11 protein-coding genes are annotated in these 19,005 nt (G+C 46.8%); 7 read left to right on the top strand and 4 right to left on the bottom strand.

All coding sequences use genetic code 11. The annotated features are described in order from the left end of the window. Positions 1 to 10: 10 nt before the first annotated feature. Both DF182_RS08320 and DF182_RS08315 read right to left on the bottom strand, forming a co-directional pair. Complete coding sequence (locus DF182_RS08320; protein ID WP_161964091.1) at positions 11 to 2,854, bottom strand: PKD domain-containing protein; 2,844 nt, start codon at positions 2,852 to 2,854, stop codon at positions 11 to 13. 132 nt (positions 2,855 to 2,986) lie between these two features. Next, positions 2,987 to 7,831 (bottom strand): PKD domain-containing protein, encoded by a 4,845-nt coding sequence (locus DF182_RS08315; protein ID WP_147243378.1) that lies wholly within the window; start codon positions 7,829 to 7,831, stop codon positions 2,987 to 2,989. A gap of 94 nt (positions 7,832 to 7,925) precedes the next feature. Here DF182_RS08315 and DF182_RS08310 point away from each other — a divergent pair, with 94 nt between their 5' ends. Beyond that, positions 7,926 to 8,507 carry a methyltransferase domain-containing protein gene (locus DF182_RS08310; RefSeq protein ID WP_113615180.1) on the top strand — a complete coding sequence of 194 codons (582 nt, stop codon included), beginning with the start codon at positions 7,926 to 7,928 and terminating at the stop codon, positions 8,505 to 8,507. A 6-nt stretch (positions 8,508 to 8,513) separates the two neighbouring features. Beyond that, positions 8,514 to 9,203, top strand: coding sequence for a rhodanese-like domain-containing protein (locus DF182_RS08305; protein WP_113615179.1), 690 nt, complete (start codon positions 8,514 to 8,516; stop codon positions 9,201 to 9,203). A gap of 105 nt (positions 9,204 to 9,308) precedes the next feature. Here the strand turns inward: DF182_RS08305 and DF182_RS08300 are convergent, their stop codons facing one another. Then, complete coding sequence (locus DF182_RS08300; protein WP_113615178.1) at positions 9,309 to 10,097, bottom strand: DUF4382 domain-containing protein; 789 nt, start codon at positions 10,095 to 10,097, stop codon at positions 9,309 to 9,311. A gap of 345 nt (positions 10,098 to 10,442) precedes the next feature. Between DF182_RS08300 and DF182_RS08295 the strand changes: the two genes are divergently transcribed. The 3 genes from DF182_RS08295 (at position 10,443) to DF182_RS08285 (ending at position 15,315) form a co-directional block, all read left to right on the top strand. Next, complete coding sequence (locus tag DF182_RS08295) at positions 10,443 to 11,048, top strand: Crp/Fnr family transcriptional regulator (RefSeq protein ID WP_113615177.1); 606 nt, start codon at positions 10,443 to 10,445, stop codon at positions 11,046 to 11,048. A 424-nt stretch (positions 11,049 to 11,472) separates the two neighbouring features. Continuing rightward, positions 11,473 to 14,793 carry a TonB-dependent receptor gene (locus tag DF182_RS08290; protein ID WP_113615176.1) on the top strand — a complete coding sequence of 1,107 codons (3,321 nt, stop codon included), beginning with the start codon at positions 11,473 to 11,475 and terminating at the stop codon, positions 14,791 to 14,793. Positions 14,794 to 14,811: 18 nt separating this feature from the next. Next, positions 14,812 to 15,315: a hypothetical protein gene (locus tag DF182_RS08285; protein ID WP_113615175.1), complete on the top strand. Its 504-nt coding sequence runs from the start codon at positions 14,812 to 14,814 to the stop codon at positions 15,313 to 15,315. A gap of 73 nt (positions 15,316 to 15,388) precedes the next feature. Here DF182_RS08285 and DF182_RS08280 read toward each other — a convergent pair whose 3' ends face one another. Further along, a complete protein-coding gene (locus DF182_RS08280) occupies positions 15,389 to 16,900 on the bottom strand; it encodes a carboxypeptidase M32 (RefSeq protein WP_113615174.1) in 1,512 nt (503 codons plus the stop codon). A gap of 57 nt (positions 16,901 to 16,957) precedes the next feature. Here DF182_RS08280 and DF182_RS08275 point away from each other — a divergent pair, with 57 nt between their 5' ends. Together DF182_RS08275 and DF182_RS08270 are read left to right on the top strand one after the other, a co-directional pair. After that, positions 16,958 to 18,052 carry a Nif3-like dinuclear metal center hexameric protein gene (locus DF182_RS08275; protein ID WP_113615173.1) on the top strand — a complete coding sequence of 365 codons (1,095 nt, stop codon included), beginning with the start codon at positions 16,958 to 16,960 and terminating at the stop codon, positions 18,050 to 18,052. A gap of 3 nt (positions 18,053 to 18,055) precedes the next feature. Next, positions 18,056 to 18,808: a zinc ribbon domain-containing protein gene (locus tag DF182_RS08270; RefSeq protein ID WP_113615172.1), complete on the top strand. Its 753-nt coding sequence runs from the start codon at positions 18,056 to 18,058 to the stop codon at positions 18,806 to 18,808. Positions 18,809 to 19,005 lie beyond the last annotated feature (197 nt).

Here is a 19,005-nt window from a genome sequence, read left to right as displayed (position 1 = left end):
CTGCTTGTTATTATCTGAGTAATGTTACATTGCCTTTCAGCCTGAAAAATTCGTTGGCATCACAGTAGGCTTCCACGAAATAAATATAAACGTCGGCTGCCTGCGGTTTGCCGTTGAATGAGCCATTCCATCCGGCATTGATATCTTCCACATTAATATTTTCTCTATGAAAAACTTCCTGTCCGAGGCGGTTGAAAATACGGAAGGACTTCACGAGGCTGATGCCTTTGCCGCGCAGGTAAAAGACATCGTTTACACCATCTCCGTTCGGACTGAAAGTATTGGGAATAAATATCAGGTCGGTATTACATACCAGGTCTATCTTCAATACATCACTTTTCGTACAGCCAAACTGGTTAGTACCGGTAATGGCGTAGGTAATGGATTTACGCACTGCTGCATTCGTAAATGGTGAAGTCGGATTGTCGAGGTAATCAGTAGGTGACCATTGCCATTTCACGATGTCTGCGCTGCCGCTGGCCATCAGTTTTACAATATCTCCGGCTACGATAGTCTGATCATTACCTGCCTTGATGCTCGGGATGGGTTTAACGGCTACTTTCACCGACAGAGGTGCACTCATAGGACACATCGGATCGTTGGTACCGGTTACCTGATAGGTGATATCTTCAGTAGGTGTAGTGACCGGATTAGCGATGGTATTGTTGGTAAGCCCGGTGACAGGTGTCCAGTTGTAAACGGTGGCGCCGCTGGCTTTCAGTTGTACAGAAGATCCGTAGCAGGCGAAAGTATCTTTGCTGACGCTGAGGTTTACCTTAGGTACTACAGCAATATCCACAGAGTCTTTTGTCGTACAGGCGTACATGTTGGATGCTTCCACATAGTAGCGGGTATTGGTAGTGGGAGAAGCTACCGGATCGGGGCAGTATACACAACTGAGTCCTGCAGCGTTGAGCCACTGTACGTTTCCGTCTGACTGGGCGTGTAAGGTAACATTGTTGCCTTCGCAGATTTTAGGTTGCGCACTGGAGGCCCGTACAAAAGGTGTGGAATTGATATTCACATCTTTGCTGATGGAGTCCTGACAGTTGCGAGCATCGGTGATGACCAGTTTTACTGTATAGGCACCAGAGGCGGAATAGGTAGTAGCAGCGGGCGTTTGTGACGAAGACACTTTCCCGTTGCCTAAGTCCCACTGCCAGGTGGCGATGGGGATATTGGTAGAAGGTACAGACGTATTGGTAAAGGTAACCGGTTGTCCGGCGCAGGTGGCGGAAGCAGTGCCGAAATCGGCCTGCGGCGCCAGGATGTTGATATTGGCGGGTTTGGTGACAACATCATTGCAGTAGGCCGGATCTTTATAGCGGATGGTCAGCTGATCGGTGAAGGAGCCGGCGGTAGCCCATGTTTTTACGAAACGCTGATCGGTGGTGGTAAATACGGAGCCATCGCCAAACTGCCAGGTATAGTCGGCTACGAGGTTGACGGGCACGTTGAGTACTTCGTAGGTGGCTTTGCTGCCGCGGCAGATAGCACTTACCCCGGCGGAGAAATCAGCTTTAAAATAATAAACTGTCTGGAAGCTGCTATGGCTGCAGGTATTGCCATTCTCGCCAATAGTCAGGCGTACGGTATAATTGTCGGGTGTGGTATAGGAGTGCACGGCATCGCGACTGTTCACAACCGGTGTGTTATCGCCAAAGTCCCACTGAAAGGTGGAGTTGGGATTGATGCCAACAGATGTGTTGGTGAAGATAAATTTGCTTTTATCGTTGCAGTCGCGGGCAATGGTGAAGCGGGAAACAGGTCCGGTGATATTAACAGTTACTGGTGGTGCTGCGGTGTAACAGCCGTTGCTGCCGGCTTTCATATTGACGGTGAGGTTGCCATTGGCTGTAAATGCATGGCGTATATCGTTGGTAAATACTTCTTCGGTGTTGCCATCGCCATAGTCCCAGCTGTAGCTGTCGGCGTATTTGGCGCTGGCGAGCAGTCTAACGGGCTCGCCTACACAGGCAGCTGAAGGGGTAGCGGTGAAACTCACCTCTGAAGGTGGATTGCCGGTGCGCACCTGTTTGTTGAAGGTTTTGCTGATTTGACAGCCGCTGTTGGTTTTCACGGAAACAGTCACGTTGTAGGTGCCTGTTTGCGGATATGGGTGTACGGTAGATCCCGTAGCTGTAATGAGAGAAGTGCCATCGCCGAAGTCCCATTTCCATTCTGTTACAGGATCGTTGAGAGCGTTGACAGAAGTGGCATTCAGTGTGGCATTATAGGGTACGCAACCATTCACTGGCTGGTCCATGGATATTTCCGGAAGGGAAACGGTGATATAGGCTGTTTTGGTGATGGATGCCTGGCAACCGTTGCTGTTGATAACGGTGAGGCTGACGTCAAATTTACCTGCTTTCGTATAGGCGTGCGGGGTAAATGCGTTGCTGGTGGTTACCAGCGGTGTTCCATCTCCGAAATCCCAGATACGAGTGACTGCATTGGGAGTGGCATCGGTGAAATTGGCGGTATATAATTTACAGTTACTGGTCACATCGGCACTGAAAGACACCTGTGGGGTGGCTCCTACTTCGAAAGTGCGGTAATAGGTGCTGGACCCGTTGGCATAAGTGGCTACCAGGGTAACCTTCTTAGGGCCGGAGGCGGTGTAGGTGATCTGCGGGTTCGTATCATGCGAAGTCCTGCCATCGCCGAAGTCCCAGGAATAGGCGGTAGGTTTGCCAGTACTGTTGTTTTTAAATGTCAGTGTAACAGGATTGCACATATTGGCTGGTACCGCGGTATAGGAGAAATCGGCCTGCTGGGCCAGCAAAATGTTGCCCTGCACCAGGAATATCAGGAGCAATAGCGCTCTGAGACACTTAGCCGGTAGGTATTTCATAGGATACATACCACAAATTAACGAAAAATAGTATATATATAATTTTTTGATTTATGATTTTTTAATACAACTACCTGGAATGAACTGAGAATGAACCGGTTATTTCAAGCAGTTGTATCAAAAATCAGTCGTTTATCGTATCAGTGTCACATTTCCCTTCAGCAAAATCGGTTCTCCGTTATCACATACCACTTCTGCATAATAGATATAAACATCCGGGTTGAGCAATTCTCCTTTATACCGTCCATCCCATCCGAAAGTAGGATCGTCGGCATTAAAGCCAAAACGTTCAAACATCAGCTGTCCCCAGCGGTTGAATACCTTGAAGGAGCGGATGGTTTGCATACCCCTGCCGCGGATGTAGAAGATATCGTTCATACCGTCGCCATTAGGAGAGAAGGTATTGGGAACGAATACATTTCCACCGTTACACACTGTTTTGATGGTGATATCATCGGTGGCAACGCAGCCGTATTGGTTCATTACCATTACATGATAGGTAGTAGATGCTTTGGGAGTGGCCACCGGTGCCAGACAGTTGAAGCAGCTGAGGTTGGTGATGGGTGTCCATTCAATTTTAGTGATATCATTGCTGCCTACTGCCGGGATGGGTACCACCGTACCGGTAGCGACTTCCATATCAGGGCCTGCATTGATTTGTGGCGTAGGATGTACGGTCACTTTTGCCAATACAGTATCGGAGAAACAACCTATGTCATCAAAGCCCACTACCTGATAAGTGGTGGTAGCGGCAGGACTGGCCTCAGGGTTGGGAATATCAGCGCGGTTAAGGCCTGTTGCCGGTATCCATTTGTATCGTTGCGCACCTCCGGACTGAAGCTGGATGCTTCTGCCGGCGCATATCTCGGCGTCCTGCGTAAACATCCGGAAAGGTTGTATTACTGTAACACTTACTTCTGCTTTGTTTTTACAGCCAAATTCACTCAATGCATTCACCACATATACCGCGTCTTTGTCGGGTTTTACCATGGGTGTTTTGCTGGTGGGATCTGATATATTGTAAGGTGTCCAGCTGACGGTGGACGATGGATCTGTATTAGCATACAGCTGCAGGGAAGCACCTTTGCAGATGGTAGATATAGCAGGTGTGGGATTGAGGGTTGGTGGCGGATGTACAATGATATTCGTATTGGCTACACCCGGACAGGTACCATCGGCGTTGGTGATGGTGAGCCTTACCGGCGTGGTACCAATGGTGCTGATATCCAGATCTGGTGGTGCAGGGACATCAAACTGCTGGTTGTTGCCCACCAGCCATATCCATTTGGTGCCGGGCAGATTGTTGACCTCTGTGCCGCGTAACTGTACTTTCCCGCTGATACACAACTCAGGGATGGCAGATATCACAGGCATCGGCTGCGTAGGCACGACAACCGGCAATGTTTTAGTGTCTGGGCAACCATAGTTGCTGACTACTTCCAAGGTAACATTGTAGGTACCTGGCTGTGGATAAGTAAAGGAGCCATCAGTATTGGATGAGGTATTGCCTGGTGAATAAGTCCATTTACTGGTGTAATTCAGGCCCAGTAAATCTTTGGTGACAGCGGTACTGGTGTTTTTGAACTTAATGGTCCCGCCGCCGCAGGCAGCGGTGTTGTCTATGGTGAAATTAGCCACCATATTGTCTACAACGATCTGATCGGACCCATCTGCCTTTACCGAACAACCTTTTCCATCTACCAGCGATACACGCGGGGTATAAATACCAGGCTGGGTATAAGTATGGGCGGGAGCTACCGGCACCAGAGTAGTGAGTACGGTACCATCATCAAAGTCCCATTGGTAATTAGTGGTTTTATTGGCTACGGCGGTGATGGTCACGGGCAGCGGGACGCAGCCTTTTCCTGGTGTGGCAGTAAATGATCCGTCGGGGCCTTCGATGGTCACCGGGATGGTTTTCATGTTGGAGCAGTCGCCTTCTGAATATACGGTGAGTGTTACATTGAAGGTTTTGGCCTTCACATAGATATGTTCACCGGGATCGCTTTTGGTAGAAGTGCTGTTATCACCGAAGTTCCACAGTGATTTTACAAAATCGCTGGATTTATTGGTGAACAATACTTTTACCGGTGGGCAGAGTTCCAGATTAGGAGGATAAGAGAAGTCGGCTACGGGATTGGGTACACGAAGAACTTTATCTTTTGTAATCTGATCTGTACATCCTTCCCGTGTGGTGATCTTCAGTGAAACGGTATAAGTGCCGGGAGCCGCGTAGGATTTACTCGGACTAGCATCAGTGCCGGTGGTGTTATCGCCGAAGTCCCATTGATAATTGGTGATAGTACCGGTAGAAGTATTGGTGAAATTGAAACTGCTGCCTTTGCAGACAATACTGGGTGCTCTGAAATCAGCTTTCACGGTTTCTATGTACACCAGCTGTTGTGCAGGCACTATACATCCGTATTTATCGGTGGTGGTCAGTATGGCCGTATAGGCTTTGAAGTCAGTATACTTGTGAGGTGTATTGATGGGTTGGGTGGTATAATTCTCCGCAGGGGATCCATCACCGAAATCCCATTTCCAGTTGACGATCTGGTTACCGGCATCGATAGTGGATTTATCTGTAAAGGAAAGCAGATCATCTTTACATTTTTTACCGGTAACGGTAAAATCGGCCACAGCGCCATGTACATCTATTTTTACGGGAGTCGCTACACGTCTGCAACCGTTTTTGTCAACGATCGAGAGTTGTATGGTATAGGTGCCGGGTTTGAGATAAGTATGAGACAGACCTTTGGAAGGGTCGATCTCAAACCCCTGAAACCACAGCTGGGTGCCATCTCCCCAATCCCATGAATAGGAGTTGATATTGCCGGCAATGAGAGGACCCAGGCTTACATGCAGGGATTTACCCACGCATATCCAGGGTACATCAGGCAGCAGGACAGGTTTTTCGTCGATGATGTTGATGTTCGTCGTGGTAACTGATTTACAGATACCGTTGTCGATGGTGAGTTTGACGGTTTTACTACCGGTAGTGGTGTAGGTAAAGTCCGGGTTTTGCAAGGTTGAAGTAGCGCCACCTTCGCCAAATTCCCACAGCCATTCTTTTTTAGGCACCGGATCAGGACCGAAGTCTGATTGATCGATGAATTTCCGGTGATAGAAATCCACACAGTCGGGTTGGTTGGTGAACTTCGCTTTGGGTGGTAATATCTGTATGTATTTAGGCTTTAGGAGTTCGCGGACACATCCGTTGTTGTTGACGATTAGCCGTACATCATGCATCCCTATTTCATTAAAAACATGGGCGGGATTTTCCTGCGTACTGGTAGTATTGTCCTGTGGGAAGATCCAATTATACGTCACATCAGGGCCTTTGGGTGTGGAGAGGTTGTTGAACTGCACAGGTTCCATTGGACAGGACTTCAGGGGAGTAGCATCGAAATCCACCACCGGAGGTACACCTGTACGGAAAACAGCCTTAGCACTCAGGTTACAGCCGCCGGCGGTGGTCACCTGCAACGTAACAGTAAAAATCCCCTGTCCGTTAAAGACATGAGTAGGGTTGCTTAGTGTGGAAGTAGTACCATCGCCAAAATCCCACAGATAGCCGGTAATGGTTTCACCATTGGTGATACTGACGCTAAACGGTAATGTCAGTGGAGTACACGCAGTACCGCCGCTGGGCGTAATCGTGAGTATCGGCGGGGTGATCAGGATATAGTCGTATTTAGTGACTGTCACAGAACAGTTGCCGCTGCCCTTGGCTGTGAGGGTGACAGTAAAACTACCTTGTCTTGTATAGGTATGCGTGGGATTTTCTTCTGTAGAAGTAGTGCCATCACCAAAATCCCACAGCCAGGAAGTAGCGTTCTGCGACTGTGCTTTAAAAGTAGTGGTAAATGGTGCAGAGCAGGAGCTTTTGGGTGAAGCTACCGGATTGATCACAGGCCTGGTATCTATATGAACTGTCTGTGTTATTTCCTCGGAACAACCGCCAACAGTGGCTTTCATTTTCACAGTGTAGTCGCCGGGCATACCTACAATAAAGCCCGGATTAAAGCTGGTGGAGGTAGTACCATCAGGTAATACCCAGCTTATGAAATCCGGCCTGGGAGTGGTGGTACTGCTCAAAGTAGCAATTTGACCCACACAGCCATCATTAAGCACAAATCCGGGTGTCAGTTTTTTTATGATTACATAATCCTTTTTCTGTAATGGAGCCGCACAGTTGTTGGTACTGGTAGGGATCAGTGTAACCGTATAATTGCCCTCCTTCGTGTAGGTGTGGGTAGCGTTGGTGCCGGTAGTTCCATCTCCATAATCCCATACAAAAGTCATGGGATCTCCGGTAGTGTTGACAGTGGTATTCTGGAAGTTGATGGTCAGCGGTGCTGTACAGCTCTGGGTATTGTCGGCTGTAAAAGAGAGCAGGGGCGCATTCCGGACAGTGATGATTTTAGGTTCACTGCTGGTTCTGCAACCTTTGCTGTTGGTGACCAGGCTGATTACGTTGTAGCTGTTGGGGTCTGTGAAACTATGGGGGACATTAGGGCCCTGGTCGGCGCTACCATCTCCGAAATTCCATACAATACTTTCTATGGTACCATCTCCAGGGGTGGAATGGTCGGTGAAGTTCACCGTCAGCGGTGAGCAGCCGTTGTCTTTATCTACCGTAAATGACACGACGGGCCTATTGTAAACAGTGATATCTACTGTCTTCACTATTTTTTTGCCGGCATAATCTGCGGTGAGTGTCACATGGTATACACCTGGGTCGGGAAATATACGGGAGGGTGTAGGGTTGTCGATTACTTTGGCGCCTATACCAAAATCCCATTCCAGCCGGCTATAGCCAGGATCCAGCTTAGTGTTGAAGAAAACGGTAAAAGGTGGACAGTCAGCAGTTTTGTTGGGTAGTATGTCTATATTCTGTGAGAAAACATCAACTGGGTTGATCAACAGCAATAATATAGCACCGAGCAGCTGAATTACAATCCTTAAGTATTTCATGGCATAGGATAATTCCCTTACGGGGGTCAATTGGTATAAAGTATAAAAATAAACAATTATGTTTGTAATTAGTGTTTTTAAGAGATAGTCACTGATGGAGAGAACCGATCCGCAATATTGGAATAACCGTTACTTGACCGGCGATACCGGCTGGGACATGGGGCAGGTATCACCTCCCCTGAAAGCATACATTGATCAGTTGGAAGATCATGATCTTCAGATACTTATACCTGGTGCGGGGAATAGTTACGAGGCTGTTTATTTGCATCAGCAGGGGTTTCAAAACGTGACAGTGCTGGACATCGCCCCGGCACTGGTGGAGCAGCTGCGTACCGCTTTGGCCGGTACCAACATACAAGTGGTGGAAGGAGATTTTTTTAATCATGATGCCCGTTATGACCTGGTGCTCGAACAAACTTTCTTTTGTGCATTAGACCCTTCTCTGCGGAGAGATTATGTAGACCATATGCATACACTGATCAAACCAGGTGGGCATCTGACAGGGGTATTATTTAACCGTAATTTCACACATGACGGCCCGCCATTTGGGGGAAGTGAGGCCGAATACCGGGAGTTATTTGCGCCCTTGTTTCATTTTAAGACCCTGGCCAGTTGCTACAATTCTCATCGTGCGCGGCAGGGAACAGAATTGTTCATTAATTTTTTACCGAAATAATCCATTATGTACCGTTTTTTAGTAACTGCCGTTTTATTATGCACCGGCAGTGTCTTACAGGCACAGCAGTCCAACATCGAAGATGCAGCTGCTTTTTCAAAAGATATCCATCAGCCTGGTGTACAGGTTTTTGATGTGCGTACAGCCGCTGAGTACAATACAGGGCACCTGCCGAATGCTTTGCAGGCAGACTATAACAACAAAGCAGAGTTTAGTGAGCGGGTGAAATACCTCGATAAACAGAAGCCGGTTTATGTGTATTGTTTGGCCGGAGGCCGCAGCAGCAAAGCTGCGCAGTGGATGCGGGAAAATGGTTTTAATAAAGTGGTGGAACTGGAAAATGGTGTCAACGCATGGAAACTGGCCGGTTTGCCACTGGAAGGGGTATCAGAGAAAAAGGCGCAGATGACCGTGGATACTTACAACAAAGGCATCGCTAAAGGTATTGTGCTCACAGATGTAGGCGCAGCATGGTGCCCTCCCTGCAGGCAGATGGAACCTACGCTGGTGAAGTTTCTGCAAAAAAATAAAAACGTCACCTTCGTGAAGGTAGATGGCGGCAATGATATCGATGTGATGAAAGCGATCGATGCGAAAGGATTGCCTACACTGATCCTGTATAAAAATGGTAAAGAGGTTTGGAGAAAACAAGGTGTATCTACGATGGAAGAGCTGAATGCAGCCCTGAAACTGTGATGTAAGTGATTTTTTTGATGCTCCTGATGAGCGGAGATTTTATAAAAGTCAATCGCCCATTGATTAGTTTCAATGGGCGATTCGCGTTTTATTTTTTCTGATGTGTTATTTAAGTGTAATAGGTGCTATGCTGGTAACCTGCCCTATGCTTACGTTTACGCTGGCTACGATCGTATCTTTTACGAGGCCATCACCTGCGAAGGCAACGTTGTAAGCGCCTGCATTCAGTCCGGTCAACAGGAAAGCACCGGTCAGCGGATCTGGTTTGGCGGTAGCGATGGTGTCTGTGTTCTGGATAGCGAATACGCTATTGATGTGGATGGCCGGGAGTACTATACCCTTGATGGAGCCGCTGGTAGCCTGGGTATAGGTGCGGATCACCGGTTTGAGGATATACTTACCATTGCCGGTAGTAACTACAGATCGGTTGGCATCAAAGTCAATCCAGAGGCGGTATTCCACGCCTGCTGTGAGTGTGGCCTGTACATTGAGTTTGAGGCCGGATTGCTGAGCAGAAGGCGTTTCCAGTGGGTAGGCAGCACCATTGACCACTACGCTGTTTTTACTGCCCAACACCAGTCTTATCTGGGAGATTTTGCCTGCAGGCAGGCCGCTGGAGGCGAGTACAGTATCGATGCCATTTCTGAAATTCAGGAGATTGTAGACGCCTGGGCGCAACAGATGGATGGATTGCCAGCCGTTGTCTCCGGCGGATGCATTTACCAGAACATCCTGAACATCAATATTTACAGCATCATAATTAGCAGGAGCGTCTGTAAGGTATACGGTTAGTTTGGCGTTGCCGTTTCCGCCGGAGTCGTTTTTGTTACAGGCGCTGAAAAGCAGTGCAAGTGCAGGCATGGCCACTAAGAAGGCCCGGATTTGGTTTTTCATGATTCGGTTTTAATAATTGTGGTTTGATTGGCAATATTAATATATAGATATTAAATAATATAAATTTGCGTGCTCAAAGTTGTATCAGTGCTCAATAGTTGACAGTCTGTTGTGACATGGCGCTTGAATATCTGCTTATTACATTCATCCTACATTCATGCACGTGATAGCAAATGATACGCCAAAACAGGCTGTTGAGTGAAGTTTTGTTATTCACATCCGGGGATATAAGAACCATTGCATTGGGAAACAGCGAGATACGGGAATGATATCTGTTATTTAATGTTAAAAGAGGAAATTCTTTTACAAGTTTAAATAATTTGCAGGAATGAATCCTGTACTGCTATGTCTTTGATTGAAGAAATAGGATTATACAACTATCTGGTCCAAAAAAATATTCCTGCTCTGAAAGAACATGTGAAAGTGATTTCTGTGAAGAGAGGTAGCCAGTTGTATGATACTAACCAGCGTTTTACTGATATCTACGAGATTGTCAGCGGAGCAGTGAAACTTGGACGTATCTCGGACAAAGGCCGGGAGTTCATATATGAGCTGGTTGTTCCGGGAGAATTTTTTGGTAACCTGGACGTATTGAAGGAAGATGATTTTTCAGAATTCTGCAGACCGCTGGTAGCAACACAGTTAAGAGTTTACAACACTGCTTTTTTTAAACAGGTGACTACACATGATCCTGAAGTGGCGGAATGGTTTATGGCCAAAATCGTTTCCCGCTGGAATAAAACAGAATCAATACTGGCCAATATTCGCACCTATGAGCCAAGGGAAAGGATCTTGTTATTATACAAAGCATTGCAGCAGATCAGGCTCTTGATTGTTAACCGTGATATTCTTCTGGCTGCGCTTGTTACCAACCAGGACATTGCTGACCTCACTGCTACTACCCGGCAACTGGTGGCCGATACGCTCAATAGTGATACTTCTCCTGCCTGATTTCCCGCGTTTGTGGCCCTTTTACCGCTTTAAATGTAAGAATCTTACATCCTTAATGTTTTTATAACTATTTGGTGATTTTTAGATTACACCTTCTGATTTCTTCTTCATTTACTTTGCATCTTCATTTGAAAACATTTGTATCTAACGTTCTCCGGACGTTGAACCTAAATCTAAAAATGTTATGAGAGTATGCATGTCGTATTTATCCCTGTTGTTTAGTGCTATCATTTCTGTTACTGTGAATGCACAAATTCGTTCCACTCCTGTGTTTCAACAGGCAGGCCGTTAAGGGAAATATTCATACTGCGACTGAGGTAGGATAACCGATGTTATCAACATCAGAGCGCCCAACTGATGCAGGATTCAAACCCTGTACTGCTATTGCTTTGCCTATACATTATAACTAAAACGCTGTTTTTTTATGTCACTGAAGAAAGTATTATTTTATTGGCTATGGCTGTTTTTATTGCCATTGGCAATGAGCGCACAGGTCACGACCGGCGCTGTAACCGGCATCGTGAAAGGGCCGGATGGAAAAGGTACAGAAGGAGCCAGTATCACATTGGTCCATCAACCTTCCGGTACAAGGTACCAGAACCGCTCATTGAAAAATGGTTCCTTTACCTTAACAGGTGTACGTGTAGGAGGACCTTACCTGTTAAGAGTGGATTTCATCGGTTTTAAACCACAGGTAGTGGAGGGTTTTAACGTGGTGTTGGGTGAATCATACGATGTAGTGGTTACACTTGATGAAAGTGTGACTGAACTCAAAGGAGTTACTATCAATACCAACAGTGTAAAAAGAAAAGGGGCAACAGAAAAAAGTGGTGCCAGCACTGTGTTTGACTCCCGTCAGCTGGCTACGCTGCCATCATTTAACCGTAGTGTAACTGACCTCACCAAACTTACACCACAATCCAACGGCGGTAACTCATTCGCCGGAAGAAGCGGTTATTACAACAACCTGAAAGTGGATGGTGCTAACCTCAACAACAGCTTCGGACTGAACACTGATCCGCTGCCTGGTGGTGGTGCTTCTCCGATTTCCCTGGATGCCTTTGATGAGCTGTCTGTAAATATAGCTCCTGTAGATGTGCGCCAGTCCGGCTTTACAGGCGCAGGTATCAACGCCGTTACCAAAAGCGGTACCAACGAATTTCATGGTACTGTATACGGATTCTATCGCGACCAGACATTTAACGGTAGAAAAGTAGCAGATGTAAAACTGGATGAAGCAGTTGCTTCTTCCAGAAAAAATATTGGCGCCAGTTTGGGTGGCCCTATCATCAAAAATAAACTCTTCTTCTTTGTGAATGGTGAGTATGAAGTCAACTCTGGCTCAAGAATCACCAACTTCGTAGCTGATGGTAGTAAGAATGCTGGTAATGCATCTTCCACACCTATCGACTCCATGGCGAAACTCGCTACATTCCTGAAAGATAAATATAACTACGATCCGGGTGCGTATGATAATTATCCTACAGCCGGAAGATCCAATTATAAATTTCTGGTAAAAGTAGACTGGAATATCAACAACCACCATAAGCTGACTGCCAAGTACAGTGACTTTACAAGCAATGAAGATCCTTCTTCTATCAATGCTTCTTCTATCATTGGTGGTGGTGGTTTTGCGCTGCCCGGTACAACCAACAGTATCTCTTCTCTGCCTAATGGTCGTTTGAGCAATAGGTCTATGGTGTTTTCCAATTCAATGTATGGCTTTAAGCGTGTTGTTAAAACCGGTACACTTGAGCTGAACAGTACCTACGGTAAAATATCCAATAACCTGTTGCTGACTGCTACCAAGGTACAGGACACACGTATTACCAACAGTACGCCTTTCCCGTTTGTGGAAATATTTGATGGTACTACCGTTCCACACAACTACATGAGTTTTGGTTACGAGCCTTATAGTTACAATAACGATGTTCTCAATAAAACATACAGCATTACTGACAACTTTACCTACTATACCGGTAAACATACGCTGATGGCTGGTTTGTCTTATGAGTATCAACTGGTGGGCAATATGTTTATGCCCGGAGCACAGAGCTATTATATCTATAATTCACTGAATGATTTCATGACTGAAAAAGCACCACTGTATTATTCCTATGCCTATTCCATGGTGCCCGGAAAAAAAGCAGTGTACTCTGCAGAACTGAAATACGGACAGGCCGCAGCTTATTTCCAGGATGAAATCAAAGTAAATAACAAACTGAAAGTAACACTGGGTTTAAGAGCGGAAAGACCGGTTTATCTGGATAAAGCGCTGGAAAACCCTGCTATCACTGCTTTGACTTTTCCTGACAAAGAAGGTAATATGACGCATTACAATGGTCAGTGGCCTAATTCAAGAACCACCCTCTCTCCGCGTGTAGGCGCAAGATGGGATGTATTGGGCGACAAGTCACTGATTATCCGCGGAAGCACTGGTATCTTCAATGGTATGGCGCCTTTTGTATGGCTGACCAATATGCCTACCAACTCCGGTATGTATCAAAATAGTGTGTCGCTGAAAAACAACAATACCAACGAAGCAGCCAAACTGAACGATATCAAATTCAATCCTAATATTGATGCTTATGCAGACCTGTTCCCGCCGGTAGCAGGAACTTCCATTCCCAGCAATATTGTGCTGGTAGATCCTAATTTCAAGTTCCCGCAGATCTTCAGAACAGACATTGCTGTTGATAAGAATCTTGGAAAGGGGTATACCTTTACCCTGGAAGGTTTGGTGACTAAAGATATCAATGCTATCCGTATGCGTAATGCCAACCTGAAAGATCCTACCGGCATGGCCAATGGTGTAGACAACAGGCCCCGCTATATGTCTACCGCAGGTCCTGACAGATATATTTATCCTAATATCAGCTCCGCTGTAGTACTGGAGAATACCAGCAAAGGATATTCCTATGCGATGACTGCCCAGCTGTCAAAAGCCTTCTCCAAAGGATTTTACGGATCTATCGCTTACACCTATACGAAAGCCAAGGATATCTCCGGCAATACCGGTGCTCAGGCATATTCTATTTGGAATGGCAATGCTACAGTAGGTACCAGCAATGATCTGGAAATGAATCCGGCTTCATCTGTTGCACGTCATCGTATTGTGAGCATACTGTCTTATCGTTTCGAGTACCTGAACCATGCTGCTACTACTATTTCATTGGTGTATCAGGGTGCTCCTTCCGGCAATGTGACCTACAGGCTGAATGGAGATATGAACGGAGATGGTAATAACCAGGACCTGATGTTTGTGCCTAACAAAGCGAAAGACTTCAACTTCGAACAATACACTGCTACAGTAGGTGGTGTTACCTATACTTACACACCAGACCAGCAGGCTGCAGCGCTGGACAAATTCATCGACAACTCACCTTACCTGAGCAAACGCCGCGGTCAGTATGCTGAAAGAAACGGTGCGATCACCCAATGGTATAATGATATTTCTGCCCGTTTTATGCAGGAGCTTTATCTGAAAACCGGTAAGTCCAAACATACCCTGCAGTTTACAGCAGACATCAATAATCTGCCGAATCTGTTGAACCGGTTCTGGGGTATTCAGAAAGGTGTTACTACCAGCCAGCCGCTGGCATTCAGAAGTTACGATGCCAATGGAGTGCCTGTATACCGTATGCAGTACAACAATAACGGAGCGCTGTATACCACACCATTCCAGAATCTTTATAGTGCTTCCAGCACATGGTCTATGCAGCTGGGTGTTCGTTACATTTTCTAATCAATTATTGCTGTCAGTATGAAAAAGATTGTTTATTTATCAGCATATCTGCTTTTGGTGTTGACTTCCTGTACCAAAAACAATGACTTCGTTAAGGAAGAACTGGAGAAAGCATTACCTACAGTAGAAGTGACCAGTGTAGGGCTTTTGCGACAGGTAGGGCCTTTTGCTACCACAGATGTGATACAGGTGACTTTTGGAGGTGCGCTCACCAAAGCTAATCCTGGTGCGTTGGATTATGCCTGGTATGATGTACCGGTATCCGGTGCTGCCAAAATGGTGGACAGCGTGCATTTCAACAGCTGGAATGAATCGGCTGCAGCTGCAAACGGTAATAACAGTGTTGCCACTACACTGACACCTGCTTCCTATCCCAATACCAATATCTATTCCGGTAATATTAACATGAAGCTGAGCAAGTTGCCTGCGGGATCAAAATCGTATAGCCTTCGTGTTTATGTGCGTACAGAGAAAGGGGAGATGGCTATGATTTCACAGACCAGGTTTATCACGGTTAAGTAGTAGAAATAGAGAAAGAAAGGAGAGGCCCAACAGCATTGTTTGCTGTTGGGCCTCTCTGTTTTATGAATGATCATTAGTGATTGTAGATGGATGCATATTTTTTTTCTGCGTAGTCCATGAAGTAGCTGAACTGCAGTTCTTTCCCTGTTACTTTTTTACAAAGTTCGCCGGAGGTGTAGAAGCGGCCGAAGGGATGGATGTTGCTGCGCAGCCATTCGAGGAGCGGGTGGTAGTTGCCGGTGGCGATGGCATCGTCGAGGCCTGGCACCTGCTTTTGTGCAGTGGTAAAAAACTGGGCGGCGTAGAAGCTTCCCAGGGAGTAGGTAGGGAAGTATCCGAAGCTGCCATGTGACCAGTGGATATCCTGTAATACGCCGTGTACATCATCTGGCACGGTTACGTGCAGGTATTGACGGTAGTATTCGTTCCAGGTATGTTGCAGATCATTGGCAGAGATGCTGCCGTCCATGAGGCCTTTTTCGATCTCATAACGGATCATGATATGGAAATGGTAGGTCAGTTCATCGGCTTCAGTGCGGATGAGGGATGGCCTTACCTGATTGATGGCCTGATAGAAACTGTTGAGTGGTACAGCAGCGAGGTTGTCGGAGAACTGCAGCTGCAGGCGTGGGTAGTGATGTTTCCAGAATTGGAGGCTACGGCCGACGTTGTTTTCCCAGAGTCGGGACTGTGATTCGTGGATGCCCAGGCTGGTGGCTTCTCCGCAGGGGAGGCCGTATTGGTCGGTAGGCAGGCCCTGTTCGTAGAGGGCGTGTCCGCCTTCGTGGATACAGCTCCAGGTCATGTTACCAAAATCATTTTCATCGATGCGGGTAGTGACCCTTACATCGAGGGGGTTGAAGCTGGTGGTGAACGGATGTTCGGAGATGTCCTGTCTGCCGGCCTGGAGGTCGTAGCCCATGTCTCTGAGGAGGTCTATGCCCAGTTTCCATTGGTTATCGCGATCGTAGTGTTTGAGCAGGAAGTCTTTGTCCACCTGTGGGCGGGCTTCAATTTTTGCGAGTAATGGAGAGAGTGCTTTTTTCACATCTTCGAAAATGGAGTCCAGCATGGTGGTGGTGGCGCCTGTTTCGTATTCGTTGAGCAGGGCGTTGTAAGGATGGCCTTCATAGCCCAGGATGGCGGTCTCCTGTTTTTTGAGTGTTATCATTTTGGAGAGGGCAGGTGCAAAGATGGTGTAGTCATTGGCTTTGCGTGCCTTGATCCAGGCGTGATAACATTCATTGGTGGTTTGTGACATTTCGGCCACAAAAGCGGCAGGATATTTTTTATTTTTTTCGTAGTCTTCCAGGGAGAGGGCGATGTTTTTTTGCTGGAGGGCGTCGAGGTCGCTGTGGTTGTGCAGTTCATGGAGGAGGGTGCCCAGGTCTTCTTCAGTAAAGAGTTCGTGGGCGATGGTGCTGAGAGTGGTGAGCTGCTGGCCTCTGAAGGCGGCGCCTTTTTCGGGCAGGTAGGTTTCCTGGTCCCAGCCCAATACGGCCATGGCATTTTTTACGTCTGCAATTTTTTGCATCTTTAATTTGTACCGGGTATATTGTTCTGCCGTAGATTTGCTTCCTGTCATAACTGTGTTTTTTACAAATGTACAGGATGGCGTGAAGGAACAGTCAAATTCTTTGTTATGAAGATAAAAGAGATTATGCAGGTGCTGGAGGCGTATGCGCCTTTGCCGTACCAGGAAAGTTACGATAATGCGGGCCTTATTTTCGGGGATGCTTCGTGGGAGGTGACGAATGTGTTGCTGACGCTGGATGCTACCGAAGAAGTGATAGATGAGGCCATAGCCAGGGGATGTAATCTGGTGGTGGCGCATCATCCGATTGTTTTCGGGGGGCTGAAGAAGATCAACGGGCGTTCTTATGTAGAGCGGGTGGCGATCAAAGCTATCAAGCATGATATTGCGGTATATGCGGCGCATACCAACCTGGATAACGTGCGGAACGGGGTATGTGCGCAGATGGCTGATATGTTGGGATTGGAGCAGCGCCGGGTGTTGCAGCCCAAGAGTGGGTTGCTGAAAAAGTTATACACATTTGTGCCGCAGGCGGATGTGGAAAAGGTGAGGGAGGCCCTGTTTACTGCCGGTGCCGGTCATATCGGCAACTACAGTGAATGCAGCTTTAATGCAGCAGGAGAGGGCACTTTCAAGGGGGCTGCCGGTACCCATCCTTATGTAGGTACGCCCGGGGAAAGACATTTTGAGGCAGAAATAAAGTTGGAAGTGATTTTTCCGGTATATTTGGAATCCAGGATTTTGCAGGCATTATTGGCCAGCCATCCTTATGAGGAGGTGGCCTATGATGTGGTGACGCTGGATAATGCCTACCAGGAGGTAGGGTCCGGGCTGGTGGGCGAGTTGCCTGAACCGATGGATGAGCTTGAATTTCTGCAGTGGGTCAAAGGGCAGTTCCGGACAGGATGTGTACGGTATACGCCTTTGAGGGGCCGTCCGGTGAAGAAAGTGGCTTTGTGCGGGGGAGCGGGCAGTTTCCTGTTGAAGCGGGCTATTGCGGCGGGGGCGGATGCCTATATTTCCGCGGATTTTAAGTATCATGAATTTTTTGACGCTGATAATCAAATAGTTATAGCAGATATCGGACATTTTGAGAGTGAGCAGTTTACTGTTGAATTATTTTATCATATATTGACTGAAAAATTCCGTAATTTTGCGCCTCTTAAATCTACGATTAAAACAAACCCGGTAAATTATTTATAATACATGGCTACCGTAAAAGAATACTCCGTTGAGGAAAAATTAGCATCTGTGCTCAGGCTGCAGAAGATCGATTCCAAACTGGATGGAATCCAGGTGTTGAAGGGGGAGTTGCCGATTGAAGTGAAAGACCTGGAAGACGAGATCGAAGGGTTGAATACACGTCAGTCTCATATTGAAAATGAGATTAAAGGTATCCAGGACTTCGTTGCCAGCAAGAAAACTGCTATCAAGGATGCCGAAGCGCTGATCAAGAAGTATGAGAAACAGCAGGATAATGTGAAGAACAACCGCGAGTTTGAGGCGATCACCAAAGAAATGGAGATGCAGTCACTGGAAATCAAACTGGCCGAAAAGCATATCAAAGACGCAAACGAAGAAATAAAAGAGAAGTCCCGGACGCTGGAAGTAGCTAAAAAGGCTATCGCTGATAAAGAATCCAATCTGAAACATAAAAAATCAGAACTGGAAAAGATCGTTGCTGAAACTGACAAGGAAGAAAAAGCTTACCGTAAGGAGAGTGAAGACGCAAAAACCAAGGTAGACCCTCGTTTACTGGCCGCCTACGAAAAAATCCGCAAGAACTACCGTAACGGTCTGGCTGTGGTAACTGTAGAGCGTGATTCCTGCGGTGGTTGCTACAACGCTATTCCTCCTCAGCGTCAGGCAGAGATCCGTCAGCATAAAAAAATCATCGTATGTGAGCACTGTGGCCGTATCCTGGTGGATAACGACCTCGAAGCTACCGTTACGATCTGATTTTAAAGCGTATACATTATTGGAAAGGGCATCTCCGGATGCCCTTTCTTTCGTTTAGCCCTTCCCGTTATAAAAATATACTAATTTATTTAGCTTTGTTTTACTAAATATGTTAGCTTTGTCCCCAGTTACCATACGCAGTTAGTCTGCGTAGTAGTTCTTTTAATTTGTGGCAGGAAATTGGATGGGCAATGCAA

Source organism: Chitinophaga flava, assembly GCF_003308995.1.
In the GTDB taxonomy this organism is placed as follows: Bacteria; Bacteroidota; Bacteroidia; order Chitinophagales; family Chitinophagaceae; genus Chitinophaga; species Chitinophaga flava.
Note: the sequence above shows the minus strand (reverse complement) of the source record. Positions and strands in the feature narration are given on the sequence as shown.

Bases quoted from the DNA above. Each gene is read 5' to 3' on its own strand.
- DF182_RS08290 (WP_113615176.1), top strand. From the start codon at position 11,473: ATGTCACTGAAGAAAGTATTATTTTATTGGCTATGGCTGTTTTTATTG.
- DF182_RS08310 (WP_113615180.1), top strand. From the start codon at position 7,926: ATGGAGAGAACCGATCCGCAATATTGGAATAACCGTTACTTGACCGGC.
- DF182_RS08300 (WP_113615178.1), bottom strand. From the start codon at position 10,097: ATGAAAAACCAAATCCGGGCCTTCTTAGTGGCCATGCCTGCACTTGCA.
- DF182_RS08270 (WP_113615172.1), top strand. From the start codon at position 18,056: ATGGCTACCGTAAAAGAATACTCCGTTGAGGAAAAATTAGCATCTGTG.
- DF182_RS08280 (WP_113615174.1), bottom strand. From the start codon at position 16,900: ATGACAGGAAGCAAATCTACGGCAGAACAATATACCCGGTACAAATTA.
- DF182_RS08315 (WP_147243378.1), bottom strand. From the start codon at position 7,831: ATGAAATACTTAAGGATTGTAATTCAGCTGCTCGGTGCTATATTATTG.
- DF182_RS08320 (WP_161964091.1), bottom strand. From the start codon at position 2,854: ATGAAATACCTACCGGCTAAGTGTCTCAGAGCGCTATTGCTCCTGATA.
- DF182_RS08305 (WP_113615179.1), top strand. From the start codon at position 8,514: ATGTACCGTTTTTTAGTAACTGCCGTTTTATTATGCACCGGCAGTGTC.
- DF182_RS08295 (WP_113615177.1), top strand. From the start codon at position 10,443: ATGTCTTTGATTGAAGAAATAGGATTATACAACTATCTGGTCCAAAAA.
- DF182_RS08285 (WP_113615175.1), top strand. From the start codon at position 14,812: ATGAAAAAGATTGTTTATTTATCAGCATATCTGCTTTTGGTGTTGACT.
- DF182_RS08275 (WP_113615173.1), top strand. From the start codon at position 16,958: ATGAAGATAAAAGAGATTATGCAGGTGCTGGAGGCGTATGCGCCTTTG.